This is a genomic window from Rhizobium sp. BK379, assembly GCF_014193955.1.
Classification (GTDB): domain Bacteria; phylum Pseudomonadota; class Alphaproteobacteria; order Rhizobiales; family Rhizobiaceae; genus Rhizobium.
Window position 1 is genome coordinate 452,708 of the sequence record NZ_JACIAD010000005.1, and the last position, 17,088, is coordinate 469,795.

Below are 17,088 nucleotides of genomic sequence, written 5' to 3' on the forward strand. Positions count from 1 at the left end.
TTCGTGTCACTTCGCTGCCATGAGACCGGATATCAAGATCTGCGGTTTGAAGACGCCTGAAACTGTCGAGCGCGCATTGAAGCGCGGAGCGACGCATATCGGCTTCAACTTTTTCCAGAAAAGCCCGCGTTACGTCGAGCCGGACATTGCCGGCAAGCTGGCCGAACCTGTGCGCGGCAAGGCTAAGGTCGTTGCCGTCTTGGTTGATCCGAGCAATGATGATCTTGATGAAATCGTTGCACTTCTGCGCCCTGACATGCTCCAGCTCCACGGCAGCGAGAGCCCCGAGCGCGTGCTGACCATCAAGGCGATGTACGGCATCCCTGTCATCAAGGCATTGTCGGTCCGCACCACCGACGACCTGAAGAAGGTCGAAGCCTATATTGGCATAGCTGACCGCTTCCTCTTCGACGCCAAGCCGCCGAAAGGATCTGAACTGCCAGGCGGCAACGGCGTTTCCTTTGATTGGGGCCTGCTCACCTGGCTTGACGGCAATGTCGACTACATGCTGTCAGGTGGGCTCAACAAGGCCAATGTCGGCCAGGCTCTTGCAATGACGAAGGCGCCGGGTGTCGATACCGCCTCCGGTGTCGAGAGTGCACCGGGCGTGAAGAGCCTGGAGATGATCGATGAGTTTTTCGATGCGGTTGATCAGGCATGTATGCCTGAAACGACCACAGGGAGTGTAAATTGAACGAGACGCCTAAACCGAATTCCTTCCGCGCCGGTCCAGACGAAGACGGCCGCTTCGGCATTTACGGGGGCCGCTTCGTGGCCGAAACCCTCATGCCCCTGATCCTGGATCTGCAGGAAGAATGGAACAAGGCGAAGGAAGATCCGGAATTCCAGGCGGAATTGAAGCATCTCGGCACCCATTATATTGGCCGGCCGAGCCCGCTTTATTACGCCGAACGCCTGACCCAGCATCTCGGCGGCGCCAAGATCTATTTCAAGCGCGAAGAGCTGAATCATACGGGTTCGCACAAGATCAACAACTGCATCGGCCAGATCCTGCTTGCCAAGCGCATGGGCAAGACCCGCATTATCGCGGAAACCGGTGCCGGCCAGCATGGCGTGGCTTCCGCCACCGTCGCCGCACGCTTCGGCTTTCCCTGTGTCGTCTATATGGGCGCCACCGACGTCGAGCGTCAGGCACCGAACGTTTTCCGCATGAAGCTGCTGGGTGCCGAGGTAAAGCCCGTCACGGCGGGTAGCGGCACGCTGAAGGATGCGATGAACGAGGCGCTGCGTGACTGGGTCACCAACGTCGATGACACCTATTACCTGATCGGTACGGCCGCCGGCCCGCATCCCTATCCGGAAATGGTCCGCGATTTCCAGGCCGTCATCGGCACGGAAGCCAAGCAGCAGATCCTTGAGGCCGAAGGCCGTCTGCCGGATCTCGTCGTTGCTGCCGTCGGCGGCGGCTCGAATGCGATCGGCATCTTTCATCCTTTCCTCGATGATAAGGACGTCAAGATTGTCGGCGTTGAAGCCGGCGGCAAGGGCCTGCAGGGCGACGAGCACTGTGCCTCGATCACGGCCGGCTCGCCGGGCGTACTGCACGGCAACCGTACCTATCTGCTCCAGGACGATGACGGGCAGATCAAGGAAGGTCATTCGATCTCGGCTGGCCTTGACTACCCTGGTATCGGCCCGGAACATTCATGGCTGAACGATATCGGCCGCGCGGAATATGTGCCGATCATGGACCATGAAGCGCTTGAAGCCTTTCAGACGCTGACGCGCCTTGAGGGCATCATTCCGGCGCTTGAGCCTTCGCATGCGCTTGCCGAAGTCATCAAGCGCGCGCCCAAGATGGGCAAGGACGAGATCATCCTGATGAACCTCTCCGGCCGCGGCGACAAGGATATCTTCACCGTCGGCAAGATCCTGGGAATGGGGCAGTAAGTAACATGACCGCACGTATGGACAAACGCTTCGCCGACCTGAAGGCGGAAGGCCGCCCGGCGCTCGTAACCTATTTCATGGGCGGCGATCCGGACTACGAGACCTCGCTCGGCATCATGAAGGCGCTGCCGGAAGCAGGTTCTGACGTTATCGAGCTCGGCATGCCCTTTTCCGATCCGATGGCCGATGGTCCCGCGATCCAGCTCGCCGGCCAGCGTGCCCTCAAGGGTGGCCAGACGCTGAAGAAGACGCTGCAGCTCGCTGCCGACTTCCGCAAGACCAATGATACGACACCGATCGTCATGATGGGTTACTACAACCCGATCTACATTTACGGCGTCGAGAAATTTCTCGATGATGCGCTGGCATCCGGCATCGATGGCCTGATCATCGTCGACCTGCCGCCGGAAATGGATGACGAACTCTGCATCCCAGCTCTGAAGAAGGGCATCAATTTCATCCGTCTGGCGACACCGACGACGGATGAAAAGCGCTTGCCGACCGTTTTGAAGAACACGTCGGGCTTCGTCTACTATGTCTCGATGAACGGCATCACCGGTTCGGCCTTGCCGGATCCGTCGCTGATTTCGGGCGCAGTCGAGCGCATCAAGGACCATACCGATCTCCCCGTCTGCGTCGGTTTCGGCGTCAAAACGGCTGAACACGCAAAGATCATCGGTGCTTCGGCGGACGGCGTCGTCGTTGGTACCGCAATCGTCAATCAGGTGGCCAACAGCCTGACGGCTGACGGGAAGGCGACAGCGGATACGGTTCAGGCCGTTGCGACGCTGGTTCGGGGTCTTTCCACAGGAACGCGTTCGGCGCGCCTTGTTGCTGCCGAATAGTTTCCCCACATTGGCACCAGTCAATCAGGAGTATTCGAGTTGAACTGGATCACTAACTACGTTCGCCCGCGGATCAATTCCATGCTGGGCCGTCGCGAAGTGCCGGAGAACCTCTGGATCAAGTGCCCGGAAACGGGTGAGATGGTCTTTCACAAGGACTTGGAAAGCAACAAGTGGGTCATCCCCGCTTCCGGCTACCACATGAAGATGCCGGCAAAGGCGCGCCTTGCCGACCTGTTCGACAACGGCGAATACGAAGCTTTGCCGCAGCCGAAGGTCGCCCAGGATCCGCTGAAGTTCCGCGATTCCAAGAAATACAGCGATCGTCTGCGTGACAGCCGACTCAAGACCGAGCAGGAAGACACGATCGTTGCTGGTCTCGGCAGCGTCCAGGGCCTGAAGCTCGTCGCCGTCGTCCATGAATTCAACTTCATTGGCGGGTCGCTCGGCATGGCTGCCGGCGAAGCGATCGTCAAAGCCTTCGAACGCGCGATTGCGGAAAAGTGCCCGCTGGTGATGTTCCCGGCTTCGGGCGGCGCGCGCATGCAGGAAGGCATCCTGTCGCTGATGCAGCTTCCGCGTACGACGGTAGCCGTCGATTTGCTGAAGGAAGCCGGCCAGCCCTATATCGTGGTTCTGACCAATCCGACCACCGGCGGCGTGACGGCGTCCTATGCGATGCTCGGCGATATTCATCTGGCCGAGCCAGGTGCGGAAATCGGTTTTGCCGGCAAGCGCGTCATCGAGCAGACGCTGCGTGAAAAGCTTCCCGAAGGTTTTCAGACGTCGGAATATCTTCTGGAACACGGCGTGGTCGACATGGTCGTCAAACGTCACGATATCCCCGAGACGCTGGCGCGCCTGTTGAAGATCCTGACCAAGAAGCCGGCGACAGCAGCAAATGATGCCAATGGTGTGATTGCTCTGGCGGCGAGCGCCTGAGCAGCATTCTCACAGAATAGGGCGGGCCGATGACAGACAGAGGCCAGATCGCGGTGAGTGAGGCGGCGCGGGAGATCGAGAAGCTCATGGGATTGCATCCCAAGGGCTACGATTTGTCATTGGATCGCATCAGACGCCTTCTGGAAGCGCTCGGCAATCCCGAACGCAATCTGCCCCCTGTCATCCATATCGCCGGCACCAACGGCAAGGGCTCGACATCGGCTTTCTGCCGCGCGCTCCTGGAAGCGGCAGGCCACAGCGTCCATGTCCACACCTCCCCACACCTTGTAAACTGGCATGAACGCTACCGTCTTGGTGTTCCAGGTGGGCGTGGACAGTTGGTTGATGATGCTGTCTTCGCCGATGCTCTGAGACGCGTGGCGAAAGCCAATGATGGTGAGAAGATCACCGTCTTTGAAATCCTGACTGCAGTCACTTTCATTCTATTTTCCGAACATCCGGCCGATGCCGCCATTATCGAGGTCGGCCTCGGCGGTCGTTTTGACGCGACGAACGTGATCGAAGACCCTGCCGTTTCGGTCATCATGCCGATTTCGCTGGATCATCAGCCCTATCTCGGCGACCGGGTGGAACTGATCGCCGCGGAAAAGGCCGGCATCATGAAGCGTGGCCGCCCCGTCGTCATCGGCCATCAGGAATATGACGCGGCGCTCGACGTGTTGATGTCGACCGCCGAGCGGCTGAACTGCCCGAGTGCCGTCTTCGGTCAGGATTTCATCGCCCATGAGGAATATGGCCGGCTGATCTATCAGGATGAGTTCGGCCTGGCGGATCTGCCTTTGCCGCGTCTTCCCGGTCGCCATCAATATGCCAATGCCGCTGCCGCCATCCGCGCCGTCAAGGCCGCGGGCTTTACCGTCACTGAGCCGATGATGGAAAAGGCGATGGAAACGGTGGAGTGGCCCGGCCGTCTTCAGAAATTGACGGAAGGCAGGCTTTTGAGCCATGCACCGGCACGGTCGGAAATCTGGGTTGACGGCGGCCACAACCCGGGTGCGGGTGAAGTGATCGCCGAAGCCATGGCGAATTTCGAAGAGCGCCAGTCCCGCCCGCTGTTCCTGATATCGGGCATGATCAATACCAAGGATCCGGTCGGCTATTTCAAGGCCTTCGCCGACCTGGCAGAGAAGATCTATTGCGTACCGATCCGCGGCAGCGAAGCGATGATAGATCCGGTGATCCTGGCCCATGCCGCGTATGACGCCGGCCTCGTGGCCGAACCAATGTCATCAGTCATCGATGCCCTGGATGCCATCGCTTCGACCATCGACCCTGAGGCGCCTCCACCGCGTATCCTTATTGGCGGCTCACTTTATCTCGTCGGCGAGGTACTGGCGGAAAACGGTACACCCCCCAAATGAAAAAGCCCGGCAAATGCCGGGCTTTTCGTGTCGAACTGTCGATATCGTCAGGCTGCGCTGGAAATCCAGTTGGAAAGCGCCGTCTTCGGCTTTGCGCCGATGGAGATGTCGGCAACTTCGCCGCCCTTGAAGATTGCAAGCGTCGGGATCGAGCGAACACCGAACTGAGCGGCCAGTTCCGGGTTTTCATCGATGTTGAGCTTGGCAACCTTGACCTTGCCAGCGAGTTCCGTGGCGATTTCCTCGAGGCTCGGAGCAATCATTTTGCACGGACCGCACCATTCAGCCCAGAAATCGACGACGACGGGTTCTGCGGATTCCAGAACTTCCGACTGGAAATTGTTGATATCGACCTTAACGGTAGCCATAGGCTGCTCCTTTACCGGAATTTGGTGTTGAACAAGATGTGAGGGTGCGGTGCCGGAATTTCAATGTCCGATATTTCACTTTGTGTTGAGTCCCGCAAGTGCAGAAGCCAAAGCCTGTTCACTCAGCGTATGGATGGTCGCATTTTCGGTGTAGATCAGCATGCAATCGATCCGCATGGCCGGGTAGAGCGGTTTCAGAATTTCACGGTAGATGGCAAGCTGGGCCTTGTGGGAGAACGGAATCGTCTCTTCGCTCGCTGGCGGCACGCGGTTTGTCTTGTAATCCAGAATGACGACGCTGTCGGACAGGACGGCAAGCCGGTCGATACGGCCGGACACCGCATACTCCCGGCCCTCTAGCGTCAGCGTTCCCATGATCGAGATTTCCGCCTGCGCATGAACGGCGAAAACGGCATGAAGCCGTTGATCTTGTAAAAGTTTCAGAACCGAATCGATCAGGACTTGCCGTTCGGCCGCCGGCCAGAATCGCGCTGCGCGCTCTGCATAACGTTTTGCCGCCTCAGCCCGCTCCTCCGCTGGAATATCGGGTAGGGCCTGCAGCATCCGGTGAATGAGGCGGCCTTTTTCAAGGGAACGATCATTGCTTTCAGGATCACTGAAGAGTGGCGAGGTCACCAGCAGGTCATCCGCCTCCTCGTCGATAATGGTTCCGGCACCGGAAGGGCTGAGCGGCCGTGGCAATTGCTTCTGTGGGGGCAGAGGGTGGAAAAGGTTCGGTGGGACCGTTTCAATGGTCACCTGCTTGGGAGCTTGATCCATCCGCTCAAAGCTGCGCTCGACCTGCGGCACACGCCAGCGCATGCCATCCCACTCTCCATCCGGGGCTGAGAAGGTTGTCTTCTGGACATGCGGATGTTCCTCGCTGAGCGCACTGGAAATCATCATATGCCATGTGTCGTTGTTCAGTCGGACACCGCGATAACCGCAGACGATCAACCGATCCGCGGCACGCGTCATCGCCACATAGAGCAGGCGCCGGTATTCCTCTTCGGCGAGAAGCTGAATACGCGCCGCATCGTTTGAGGTCACCGAATTGCCGAGATCGCTGACCGGAATCCAGACCGGTATTGGCGGCTCATCCGGCCCGGCATCGATCAGCCGAAGCTTCGGCAGATGCGTGTGCGTAAATGCCTTGGAGCCGCCATCCACCAGGAAAACAATCGGTGCTTCAAGGCCCTTGGAGGCATGCACCGTCATGATGCGCACCTCGTTGCGGCCCTTGTCCTGCTCGCGCTTCACTTCCGGCGCTTCTAGCTCCAGCGTCGAGATAAAGGATTGCAGGCCCGGGAGACCGGATGTTTCGTGGTCGAGCGCAAAGGTCAGGAATTCGTCGATGATATCGCTGACTTCAGTGCCGAGGCGCGCCAGGAACTGCCGCCGGCCGCCGTGACTGCCGAGAACGCGCGCATAGAAGTCATGGACTGAAAGGCTTCGGGATTGAGCAAGAAAGAGCTCCAGCCTCGCAGCCGCGGCGCCAAGCCGCTCATGGCCGTCGGCGGCATATTTGCGAAGATGATGCCACACGCTTTCATTATCGCCGCGCAGTGCCGCGACGGCGAAAATATCCTCTTCCGAGAGATTGAAAAGCGGACTTTTCAGGACTGCAGCGAGCGAGAGATCATCTTCCGGCAAAAGCAGAAAACGGCCGAGCGCCATCAGATCCTGTATGGCGATATGGCTGGTCAGTACCAGTCGATCCGCGCCGGCGACCGGTATATCGCCGCGTCGTTTGAGTTCGCGCGTCAGCGCATTGACGAAAGCATCACGCTTGCGAACGAGAACGAGGATATCGCCGGCTTCTATGAAGCGTTCCTTGCCCTTCTCGACGATGGTTTCGCGGCCGACGAGCGTGCCGATCGTATGGGCGATGCGCCGCGCCAGGATCGCTGCCGGCGCGCTTTCGGGGGTGGCGTCGAAGGGAGCGGTCCAATCCTCGTCCTTCACGACGACATCGGGCACGACCATGTCCCAGAGGTCGACGGAGCCGGGATGACCTATTCGGCTGGAGCGATGTACGACGGGCTCGAGGCCCAAACCGCGCGCATTTTCGGGCGGTGTGAAAATATGGTCGACGGCAAGCAGCACGTCGGAGGTGGAGCGGAAGGAAAGCGGCAGGCGAACGGTCGAAAAATCAAGACCGCTGTTCTGTACCCGCCGCTGAGTCCGCTCCTTCTCCTCGGCAAACCGTTCGGGTCGGGCACCCTGGAACGAATAGATCGACTGCTTCTCGTCGCCGACCGCAAAGAGCGTGCGGACGACGGGTCGTGAACTTTCGCCGGAGAAGAAATCTTCTGCCAGCGACTGGATGACGCTCCATTGAATGGGGCTCGTATCCTGCGCCTCGTCGACGAGGATGTGATCGATACCCTGATCGAGCTTGTAATGGATCCACGGGCCGACGCCGCTCTTCGTAAGCAGGTCAGCGGTGCGAGTGATCAGGTCTTCGAAGTCGAGATGGCTACGCTGCCTCTTCAGTTCCTCGTAGTCCCGGTTCAGGCGATCGGCAAGCACGAGAGCAGCATGGGTGGCGGCATACATCCGCATCATTTTCAGCCGATCGCGGCAACTGACGACATGGGCGCGAGCCGACGCAATGGCATCGGCAAGTTGCGGCGCTTCGGCAAGCATTGCCTTGACGAAGAATTGCCCGTCCGTTTTTGGTTCGCCCTTTGACGTCAGGAAAACCTTCTCCAGGATCTGCGAACGCGCCGCCACATCCTGTTCGCGGTCGGCGCGACGGAGGCTTTCGGCAACATCCTGCGCTTTCGCTCCCCCCTTTGTCGCGGCAAGCGACAGGTAAAGTTCCAGCGTCGCACCCGAGAGCCCCGGCAGCGGCCAATATCGGCCGGCCAGCCCTTCTTCCGTATCGTCAGGCGAGAGGCCGAGCTTCTTGCGAAGCAAGCGATCAACGCTGCCATGCGACTCGGCCGCGAGCATGAAGCGGCGGATGGCATTTCGGTTGGCAACGATCTCGCCGAGCAGATTTTCAAGTCCGGATTCATCGCCGAGACTGAGCACGTAGGCGAAGGCATCGGCGAGCTCTCGATCTTTCTCTGGGGCCGTTGCCGTCAGAAGCGAGCGTCGTGCATCGGCAAGCAGCGTCGCAGCCGCCCGGTCATCGAGAACGGAGAAATGCCCTGCGACGTTTGCTTCCAGCGGGAACTGGTGCAGCAGCGCCTCGCAGAAAGCGTGGATCGTCTGGATCTTGAGCCCGCCCGGTGTTTCGAGTGCCTTGGCAAACAGCCGTCTCGCTTCCGCAAGCTTCAGGGAATCCGGCTCACGACCTTCAATCTGCGCGATGCGTCTGGCCAGCTCTTCATCCGGAAAAATCGCCCATTCCGCCAGACGCTCGAAAACGCGGTTCGACATTTCGGAGGCGGCGGCCTTGGTATAGGTAAGGCAGAGAATCGCGGAAGGCCGCGCACCCGCCAGCAGTAGCCGGATAACCCGCTGCGTCAGAACATGGGTCTTGCCGGATCCGGCATTCGCCGACACCCATGCCGAACGGGCGGGATCGGAGGCAATCGCCTGCTGGATCGTCGTCCAGCTGATCCATGTGCCGGGATCATCACCCTCGGGAAGCGCGGTCGGATCAATCATCGCCGCCACCTTCAGGATCGGCGGTTGCCCATTCCGCAACGCGGGCGAGATGGTCGTAGTCGCCGCCAAAATCGAATTGCTGGGCAGGGATCAGCCGCGACGTGAAGCCTTTTTCACCCGACTGCAGCAGGCCCACGAATTTCACCAGCTGGTCGATCGATTCTTCGGCGAGCTGCATCGCAGATTTTGCCTTGTCGCTGTTGGCTTCCTCATTATTGACCTTGTCGACCAGAAAGCGCGTGCCCGGCCGGAGGCGGACATAGAGAAGGTCATTCGGGACAAGGCTTCCGGCATCGCGAAAGGCGCCGGCCTGCAGTGCGGCCGCCTCAAGCGCAAGCTGCGGATCCAGCAGGGCCCGGGCCTGTGTCGGAGAGGGGTTGTAGCCGGTCTTGTAGTCGATGATATCGGCGCTATTGGGCCCCTTGATATCGATACGGTCGGCAACACCGGTAAGCCGGATGTCGATACCCTCGAGTTCGACCCCACCCCTCACTTCCGTCAGCCTCTTCTGCACGTCGGGTTGCCGTCCGGCTTCCCAGCTGAGGAAGGCCCGTGCCACTTCCCGGAAGCGCGGCCGCCAGACGGCATCGATGTGCGGCGGCAGGCTCTCCATGTCGAAGAGCTCGGTCAGGATGATCTCCATCGCAGCTGCCGCATTCGGTGTTCCTGCAATGTGGCCTTCGCGAACGAAGCGATCGATGATCTTGTGATAGAGCGTGCCACGCTCCGCCGCGCCCGGATCGCGATTGAAAGGGTCGACAGGATCAAGCCGCAGGACGCGCCGTGCATAGATCGCATAGGGGTCGCGGCGCAGCCGACCAACCTCGCTGAAGGAGTAGGATTTGGGCTGCAGGTCCCGCGGCGGCTTCGGAGAAGGCCGCTGCGCCGGCGCCTGATTGTCGCCGAGGTCGATCTGGTTCGCCCAATGAACGAAGCGCGCTCCGCGTTCGCGCAATTTCTCTTCGAAATCCTCTCCGCCGAGCGCCAGAAGCCGCTGCAGCCAGCGGGAGGCGACCGTCGGCGTCGAACCCTGACGCAGGGCGCGCGAATAGATGAGGTGGCGGGTGCCGTTCGCCATCTCGAAGTCATGCGCCAGTTGGCCGATCCGCCGTTCCGGCGGCTCCAGTCCGATCTCCGTCTTCATCATGCGGGAGACGAAGGGATTGTTGGCGGTCTGCCCCGGCCATGATCCTTCATTGAGGCTGCCGAGGATCAGCGTATCGACATTCTGCAGGCGCGCTTCCAGCGTACCGAAGATAAAGAGGCGAGGGTGGCTGAGGGCGCCGGGCTTGACGGCATGGCCGGCGGAAAGTGCCTGCATGATATCGATCCATTGCGGCCCATCCGCTTCCATCTGGCCGTCGGTATCGATGACTTCGCCAAGCAGGCTTGCCAGGGCATCGCCTGCCTCGCCCGACCAGAGGTTTGCCAGGTTGCCGCGCTCATCGGCTGCGACACGCTCCAACGCGCGACCGGTCCGTTCCGCCCATTGCGATAGCGTAAGGCCCGCCATCAGGCCGCCGCCGTCCCGCCCAGGTGCCGACGCCAGCGTCTCCACGGCACGTTCCACTTGCCGTGCCAGTGTGCGGGCCATGTCTGCCGCCCCGGATGGGAGCGATTTGCGCCAGATAGGCGCGTGCCTGTCGAGCGCCTGTTCGGAAAGCTGGTGGTCAAGCAGTGCTTCGAGCGATCCGATACCCACTTCAGCCACGCCGCCGCGCAGCGCCAGCAATTCCAGCGCTTCCGCGGCCGCAACCAGAACGCCGCGCTCCAGCCCGAAATGGGCAAGTGGATGTTTGAGCAACGAAACGATGGCGACCGGATCGCCTGGTCGCAGTGTCGCTTCCAGGAGCAGCTGCAGCAATGTGCCCTGCGGTGTCGCCGACAGCGGCGTGCCGGCTGAATCGTCTGCGAGAATGCCGAAGCGGGAAAGATCCGCCATGACCCGACGCGCGAGATTGCGATCAGGCGTAATAAGCGCAGCCCGACTTTCGCCGTCTCTGCCCGGTCGTTCCAGCGCAAGCCGCAGAGCGACAGCAATGGCCGTCGCCTCCTCGCGTTCGTTGGCGGCTTCGATCATCGATACGTCCGCGAATGCCGCCGCAACGGTTCCTTCCGGCAGGTTCTTCTTCCAATCACCCCAGCCGCTCGTCGCGTCCGATGGCGTCAATGCGCGCGAGAGTACTTCCGCACGAGAGCGCAGATCGGCTTCCGCCTCCTCGATCGGTTGGACATCCTCGCGGGTAAGCTTCAGCCGCTTCAAGAGAACCGAAAGACCATATTGCGGATGTGTGCGGCTTGCCGGATTGGCGCGTTGACCCGGCAGGAGATCAGGGGCGACCAGACGCCAGTGTTCCTCCGGCATGGAAAGGTCGAGGCCGGGCAATACGATCACCCCTTCCGGAAGGTGTGCTACGGCGCCGATGAGATCGGCCGTGGCGGGAAGCGAACCCGTCGAACCGGCAATGATGATCGGACCGGCGGGCTTCATCGTCGAGAGACGGCCGGCCTCGGCGCGCAGGATAGCGTTGCGGTGACGGGCCGGCGAAGAGCGGCCGAGCTCGATCAGGCGTTCGGGCCAGAAGGCGCTGGCAATCTGCAGAAATTCCGCCGTCAATTGCCACCAGGCCGCATATTCGCCTGTATCGAGCCTGCCGAGCTCCGACCATGCCAGATCCTCGGTCTCGATCGAATCGATCAGCTCTGCCAGATTGCGGGCAAGCCAGATGGCGTCTGCCGGGCTTGCCGGCGCGACAAGAGGCGATTCCGAATGGATATGCCGCACGATTTCCGGCAGCTTGTTGCGCCAGGCAAGGATCAGCCGCGCCAGTTCCAGCAAGCGCGCGGTATTGGAGAGCGGCTGCGCAAGATCGATCGTCGCCGGCAGCGCCTCGTCGAAGTAACCGCTGTCGTCGTCCGTTTCGCCGAGCGGCCGGATGACCGGCAGGATCGCCGAACGGCCGCCAAGCAGATCGACGAATTCCGAGCGCAGCACGCGCACGGCGCGCCGGGTCGGCAGGTAGATCGTCACCTTGGCAAGCGACAACGGATCGGATGGATCATGCCGGAAGTGCGGTGTCAGGCGTCCATCACAGAGCGAACTTGCCAGCGTCTTCAGAAAGGGAAGACCAGAAGGAATTGTCAGAATGCGTGGCCTGTGCCGTTCCGTCATGCCTCACGCAAACGTCCGGAACCGCCGGATCGTCTCCTCCGCATCGTCAATTGCATCAGGCGTGCCGACCGTCAGCCAATGGCCTTCCATCATCATGCCGAAAAGCCGGCCGCGAGCGATCGCCTTGTCGAAATAGATATTCAGGTTGAAAGCATCTTGGGGCGCATCGTCAAGCAGCGTGGGGCTCATGACGATAGCGCCGGCATAGACGACCGGATTTGAGGGATCGTCGCGATATCGTGTCAGTCTGCCGTCAGAAGCCAGGCTGAAATCGTTCTTGCCGTTATGGCCGGTCGTGTCTTCAATGCGTACGCAGAGCAGCGCCATGTCCATATGTTCGGCATCGAAGAATCCGGCTAAACGCCGCAGATTGCTCGGCCGGTCTGCAGGCTCGCCGATCCAGAAAAGGTCGGCGTTCATGACGAATACCGGCTCTCGATCCAGCAGTTTCAGGCCCTTTGCCAAGCCCCCACCGGAATTCATCAGCGCATCGCGCTCATCGGAAACGAGAATATCCAGCCCGCGATAGTTTTGGAGGTGCGCTTCCATCTGATCGGCAAAATGATGGACATTGATCGCAGCCTGTTCGACCCCGGCCTCGACAAGCGAATCCAGCGTATAGTCGATCATCGGCTTTCCGCCGATCTTCACCAGAGGCTTCGGAATCGTATCGGTAATCGGGCGCATCCGGGTTCCGAGGCCCGCGGCCAGTACCATGGCTTGTCTGACGGTCATGCTTGTCCGGATTTATGATTCGACTGGCAGTATTCCAGCCCTTGTGCACCATTCGCGCAAGGGGGCAAGTGCCTCGTGTTCCAGCGCCGCCTTGAGATAGGAAAGCGTGCGCGGCATATGCTGCAGATAGCCGGGTTTACCATCGCGCTGCAATAGCCGCACCCAGAGACCGGCGAGCTTGCAGTTGCGCTGCGCTGACATGATGGCCCATGCCTTAATGAAGCCGGTTTCGTCGAAACCGCCCTGTACGCGCCGCAAGGAAAGATAGTCGTCCATCATCTGTCGGCAGAGATCCGGTTCGATCGTGACGCGGGCATCTTGAACGATGGAGGCGAGGTCGTAGGCCGTCGGCCCGATCATCGCATCCTGGAAGTCGATGATGCCGATCTTGCGGATACCGCTCTCATGCTCGCGCCAGATGATATTGGGCGAATGGAAGTCGCGCAACAGCAGGTTTTTTTCGGCCGATTTCAGCTCGTCGATCAGATTGTCCCAGATTGCCAGATACTCGTCCCGCTCGGTATCCGTCGGTCCCGTGCCGCGCCTCCAGGCCATATGCCAGTCGAGCACAAGCCGCACCTCCATCTTCATGGCGACGCGGTCGAAATCAGGAATGTGATGCGTGTGCGTAGCCGAAACCGGGATATCCTGCGGGATTTTCATCGAGTGGAGATGGGCTAGACAGGCGACGCTTTCGCGGTAGCGCTCGACGATCGGCCGGCCTTCGTTATCTAGGACACCGTCCGTGCCCAAATCCTCGATCAGCAGGATGCCCTGCTCATAGTCGACCTTTTCGATTGCCGGCGTCGCGAAACCGCGCTCGCGCAACGCCTCGGCAATCGCCACGAAGGGATAGGCGTCCTGCGCAAGATGCGCGACCTTGGGATAGGGCTTGCCCTCATAGATCGGGGGGCCTTCCGGAGGGGGCCGCCAATCCATGAGGATTTTCCGTGAGCCGTCGCTGAGGCGGAAATATTCATAGGCGCGAAGTGAAGCATCGCCGGTCAGGAACCGCCGTTCCGCATCGCCGTAGCCGGCGTCAATGAGGAAGCGGCGGATCGCCAGCATCCGATGGATTCGGGCCAGAGCCTTCTCCGGTGCCGTGATTGTCGCACGACGGCCGGCACCTTCATGCTCCAGCCGCAACGAGATGCGCGATGCCGGCAGCTCGCCTTCTGCCATTTCGGGCCATTCGACGATGCAGATGCCGCTCTCAAGCGCCTCGTCGAAGCCGAGCTCTGTCAGTTCCGAGGCATCGCCAAGCCGATAGAGATCGAAATGCGAAACGGGAATGCGCAGATCGTAAGATTGCACCAGCGTGAAAGTCGGGCTCGGTACTTCCAGCCCGTCATCATCGGCAATGCTTCGCAAGAACGCGCGCGCCAGAGAGGATTTTCCGGCGCCGAGATCGCCAGATAGTGCCAGGCAATCGCCGGCTTTCAGCGCCAGCGCCAGATCATTGCCAAGGCGAAGGGTTGCCGCATCGTCTTCCAGAAAAAGCGAGATGATGTCGCCTTGCGTCATTCGGCGGCGACGGAATGGGGCAGGTTGATGGAAGGGATGCGGCAGGTCACCGTCGTTCCCTTGCCGGGTTCGCTGTCGATGCTGACTTCGCCATTGTGGAGGCTGACAAAGCTGTCGACGATGGAAAGACCCAGTCCGGCACCACCGCGCTTCCCGCTCTTCGCGCCGGTTGCGAAGCGGTCGAAGACAGTCGCGATCATATCAGGCGAAATGCCGGGGCCACGATCCCGGACGGAGAAGACGAAATCAGTACCCTCGCGACGGCATTCGAGTGCGATCGATGCGCCCTCCGGCGAGAAATTGGCGGCATTGGCCAGAAGTTTCAGCAGGATCTGCTTCAGCCGCTGCGGATCGGCAACGATAGAGCCCAGATAGGCCGGAGCGGTGATCTCCAGCGAGACGCCGCTTTCCTGCAGCCGGTCGGCGATCTGCATGGAGACATCGTCGAGAAGATCGGCGAGATCGATTTCCGCATAGTTCAGCCGCATGATTCCGGCATCGACGGTCGCAAGATCGAGGATGTCGTTGACGAGCGTCAGCAGCACCGAGGATGAGGTGGCGATATGGTCGATATATTCGGCCTGCCGCTCGTTCAGCGGGCCGACGCCCGGCGTGCGGAGCAGATCAGTGAAGCCGATGATGTTCGTCAGCGGCGAGCGCAGCTCATAGGAGACGTGCTGCACGAAGTCGTTCTTCAGCTCGTCCGCCTTACGCAGCGCCTCGTTCTTTTCCGTCAACGCGCGCTCGGCGCGAACGCTGTCCGTCATGTTGACGAAGGTCAGCATGGTCTGTGCGTTCGGCAGCGGGATCACTGCGAAGTCGAGAACGAGACCGGACAGAAGTTCGAGCGTTCCCTGGCTGGAGCGGCGCTCGTCGTCGAAGCTGGTGATCAGCTCTGCAAAGGTCTTCCAGCCATCGGGCTGGTCATAGGACGGGGCACAAGCCTCGCCGATGCCGCGGATATGGGTGCCGGGCTTGGCTTGCGTCTCGGTAATGCCCCAGAGCGCCCGGAAGGCTGGGTTGGAGAGGCGGATACGGCCGTCTGGCCCGAAGACCGCAACGCCTTCCGAAAGGTGGTCGATCGTCTCGCCCTGTACCTTCACCAGCGTATTGTAGCGCGTTTCGAGATCGACCTGCTCGGTCAGGTTCTCGAAGACCCATGTCGCACCGCCTTGCGGATGTGCGGTCGCAAAGACGCGCAGCGTCTGCCCGTTCGGCAGGTGCCAGAGGTCGGATTGCGTATCGAGCGAACGATAAACGGAAAGCGCCGTTTCCTTCCACAATTTCCAGTTCAGTTGGTCCGGCAGTTTCTTGGCTGCGCGAAGGCGTTCTAGAAGCTCGCTATTGTCAGGCTTGCTCTCGAGGAACGCGATGTCGAGCTCCCAGAGCGCGACGAAGGCCTGGTTGTAGAATTGCAGCCGGCGGTCACCGTCGAAAATGGCGACCGGTGTCGCCAGATGATCGAGCGTTTCCGCATGGCTTTTGAGCGTCCGTTCCAGTTCGGCGCGAACCGCTTCGACATCGGAGACATCGACGGCAATGCCGGCGGAGCCGCTGGGGACCTTTACGTCGACTACGTCGAAGAACGTGCGATTGCCGCGAACGACTGTCGAAATCGTATCGTGGAAAGGCGATTCCGGCGTTGCCGTGGCGCGGATACGCTCACGGGCGACAGTCGTCAGGATTTCGCGGCCTTCATTGACAGCCTGCTGGGGCGATTGTGCCTCGACGGCATCGCCATAGGCATGGTTCACCCAGGTCAGGCGGCCACCGGTATCACGCTGCCAGGCCGGCATATCGATTGCATCGAGCATGGTCTGGAAGGCGGAGATCGACGTCATCAGCCGATCGCGCTCGATCTTCAGCTCTGCCAATTCGGCGCGCAGATTGTTGAGCGCCACGAAGCGCACGAAGGCGCGGCCGCCGGAAACCCGGCCTTGAGCTTCGATTACCTCGTCCCTGATGGTCTCGATCACAATGTCGAAACTCTCGGCCTGTTCACGAAGACGGCCGACAGCCCGCTCCAGCTCAGCAGCCGATCGCGCCTTCAGCCAGAGGCCGAAGGCAAGGAATTCATTATCCTGTGGGGCGCCGGTCTCCGGTGGAAGCTGACCGAGGAGCTCCGGCCGCGCGACACCGTCCCAGATCACGATGCGCCGGTTCTTGTCGGCAATCAGTGCCTGATATTGGGAGATACGCTGCTGTGCATCCGAAAGCGCCGAGCGAATCTCCCGGCTTTCATTTTCGAGATTGCCGCGTTGTCGCACCAGCCACAGCGTGGAAAGCAATGCAGCCGAAATGACACCAATGACGACAGAAAGTCCGACAACCTGCGAAGACGTGAAAAGATGTGCAGAGGCGCCGATACCCGGCTGCGCCTGCGCCAGAGCCGGCCAAGCCGGTATGATGACTGCAGTGCTTGCAGCGCACAGCTTTGCAATACGTGCCAAGGACCAATACTTTTGCCTTGCGGTCACAGTGACCGTGGCAAACCCATATTTTTGGCCTGCCTGAAGCGGACGGTCAGCAGCATATGCGCGACCTTCCGCCTGGCTGTGCAGGCTGTGTTTCATTTCCGACATCGGCGG

11 protein-coding genes are annotated in these 17,088 nt (G+C 60.5%); 5 read left to right on the forward strand and 6 right to left on the reverse strand.

The window, feature by feature from the left end; genetic code table 11:
- Positions 1–19 precede the first annotated feature (19 nt).
- Genes FHT93_RS23835 through FHT93_RS23855 form a run of 5 tightly spaced genes read left to right on the forward strand, consistent with a single transcriptional unit; the run spans position 20 to position 5,080 of the window.
- The gene (locus FHT93_RS23835; protein ID WP_112544980.1) at positions 20–694 is read left to right on the forward strand and encodes a phosphoribosylanthranilate isomerase; all 675 of its coding nucleotides are present in this window, start codon (positions 20–22) and stop codon (positions 692–694) included.
- Entirely contained in the window at positions 691–1,911 is a 1,221-nt protein-coding gene (gene trpB / locus FHT93_RS23840) for a tryptophan synthase subunit beta (protein WP_113013470.1), read from the forward strand. The genes FHT93_RS23835 and trpB overlap by 4 nt, the downstream gene beginning before the upstream one ends.
- Before the next feature lie 5 nt (positions 1,912–1,916).
- A complete protein-coding gene (gene trpA, locus FHT93_RS23845) occupies positions 1,917–2,756 on the forward strand; it encodes a tryptophan synthase subunit alpha (RefSeq protein ID WP_113013471.1) in 840 nt (279 codons plus the stop codon).
- Positions 2,757–2,795: 39 nt separating this feature from the next.
- On the forward strand, positions 2,796–3,698 hold the full coding sequence (gene accD, locus FHT93_RS23850; RefSeq protein WP_112544983.1) for an acetyl-CoA carboxylase, carboxyltransferase subunit beta: 903 nt from the start codon (positions 2,796–2,798) through the stop codon (positions 3,696–3,698).
- Positions 3,699–3,727: 29 nt separating this feature from the next.
- Positions 3,728–5,080 (forward strand): folylpolyglutamate synthase/dihydrofolate synthase family protein, encoded by a 1,353-nt coding sequence (locus FHT93_RS23855; RefSeq protein WP_113013472.1) that lies wholly within the window; start codon positions 3,728–3,730, stop codon positions 5,078–5,080.
- Positions 5,081–5,127: 47 nt separating this feature from the next.
- On the opposite strand, the gene trxA is transcribed toward FHT93_RS23855, so the two are convergent.
- From trxA to FHT93_RS23885, 6 genes are all read right to left on the reverse strand, one after another.
- Positions 5,128–5,448, reverse strand: a complete 321-nt coding sequence (trxA, locus tag FHT93_RS23860) for a thioredoxin (protein WP_007813761.1) — start codon at positions 5,446–5,448, stop codon at positions 5,128–5,130.
- A gap of 75 nt (positions 5,449–5,523) precedes the next feature.
- Positions 5,524–9,069 (reverse strand): double-strand break repair helicase AddA, encoded by a 3,546-nt coding sequence (addA, locus tag FHT93_RS23865; protein WP_113013473.1) that lies wholly within the window; start codon positions 9,067–9,069, stop codon positions 5,524–5,526.
- Positions 9,062–12,241 carry a double-strand break repair protein AddB gene (gene addB / locus FHT93_RS23870; protein WP_183849706.1) on the reverse strand — a complete coding sequence of 1,060 codons (3,180 nt, stop codon included), beginning with the start codon at positions 12,239–12,241 and terminating at the stop codon, positions 9,062–9,064. Before addB ends, addA begins: the two co-directional genes overlap by 8 nt.
- A gap of 3 nt (positions 12,242–12,244) precedes the next feature.
- Positions 12,245–12,976: a nucleotidyltransferase family protein gene (locus FHT93_RS23875; RefSeq protein ID WP_112544987.1), complete on the reverse strand. Its 732-nt coding sequence runs from the start codon at positions 12,974–12,976 to the stop codon at positions 12,245–12,247.
- Positions 12,977–12,988: 12 nt separating this feature from the next.
- Positions 12,989–14,500 carry a tRNA (adenosine(37)-N6)-threonylcarbamoyltransferase complex ATPase subunit type 1 TsaE gene (gene tsaE, locus FHT93_RS23880; protein ID WP_183849715.1) on the reverse strand — a complete coding sequence of 504 codons (1,512 nt, stop codon included), beginning with the start codon at positions 14,498–14,500 and terminating at the stop codon, positions 12,989–12,991.
- A complete protein-coding gene (locus tag FHT93_RS23885; RefSeq protein ID WP_183849717.1) occupies positions 14,497–17,082 on the reverse strand; it encodes a PAS domain-containing sensor histidine kinase in 2,586 nt (861 codons plus the stop codon). Before FHT93_RS23885 ends, tsaE begins: the two co-directional genes overlap by 4 nt.
- Positions 17,083–17,088: the final 6 nt, after the last annotated feature.

What these genes read in the sequence shown, in the direction of transcription:
- FHT93_RS23835 (WP_112544980.1), top strand. Translation starts at nt 20, where the DNA reads ATGAGACCGGATATCAAGATCTGCGGTTTGAAGACGCCTGAAACTGTC.
- trpA (WP_113013471.1), top strand. Translation starts at nt 1,917, where the DNA reads ATGACCGCACGTATGGACAAACGCTTCGCCGACCTGAAGGCGGAAGGC.
- FHT93_RS23855 (WP_113013472.1), top strand. Translation starts at nt 3,728, where the DNA reads ATGACAGACAGAGGCCAGATCGCGGTGAGTGAGGCGGCGCGGGAGATC.
- trxA (WP_007813761.1), bottom strand. Translation starts at nt 5,448, where the DNA reads ATGGCTACCGTTAAGGTCGATATCAACAATTTCCAGTCGGAAGTTCTG.
- addA (WP_113013473.1), bottom strand. Translation starts at nt 9,069, where the DNA reads ATGATTGATCCGACCGCGCTTCCCGAGGGTGATGATCCCGGCACATGG.
- addB (WP_183849706.1), bottom strand. Translation starts at nt 12,241, where the DNA reads ATGACGGAACGGCACAGGCCACGCATTCTGACAATTCCTTCTGGTCTT.
- FHT93_RS23875 (WP_112544987.1), bottom strand. Translation starts at nt 12,976, where the DNA reads ATGACCGTCAGACAAGCCATGGTACTGGCCGCGGGCCTCGGAACCCGG.
- tsaE (WP_183849715.1), bottom strand. Translation starts at nt 14,500, where the DNA reads ATGACGCAAGGCGACATCATCTCGCTTTTTCTGGAAGACGATGCGGCA.
- FHT93_RS23885 (WP_183849717.1), bottom strand. Translation starts at nt 17,082, where the DNA reads ATGTCGGAAATGAAACACAGCCTGCACAGCCAGGCGGAAGGTCGCGCA.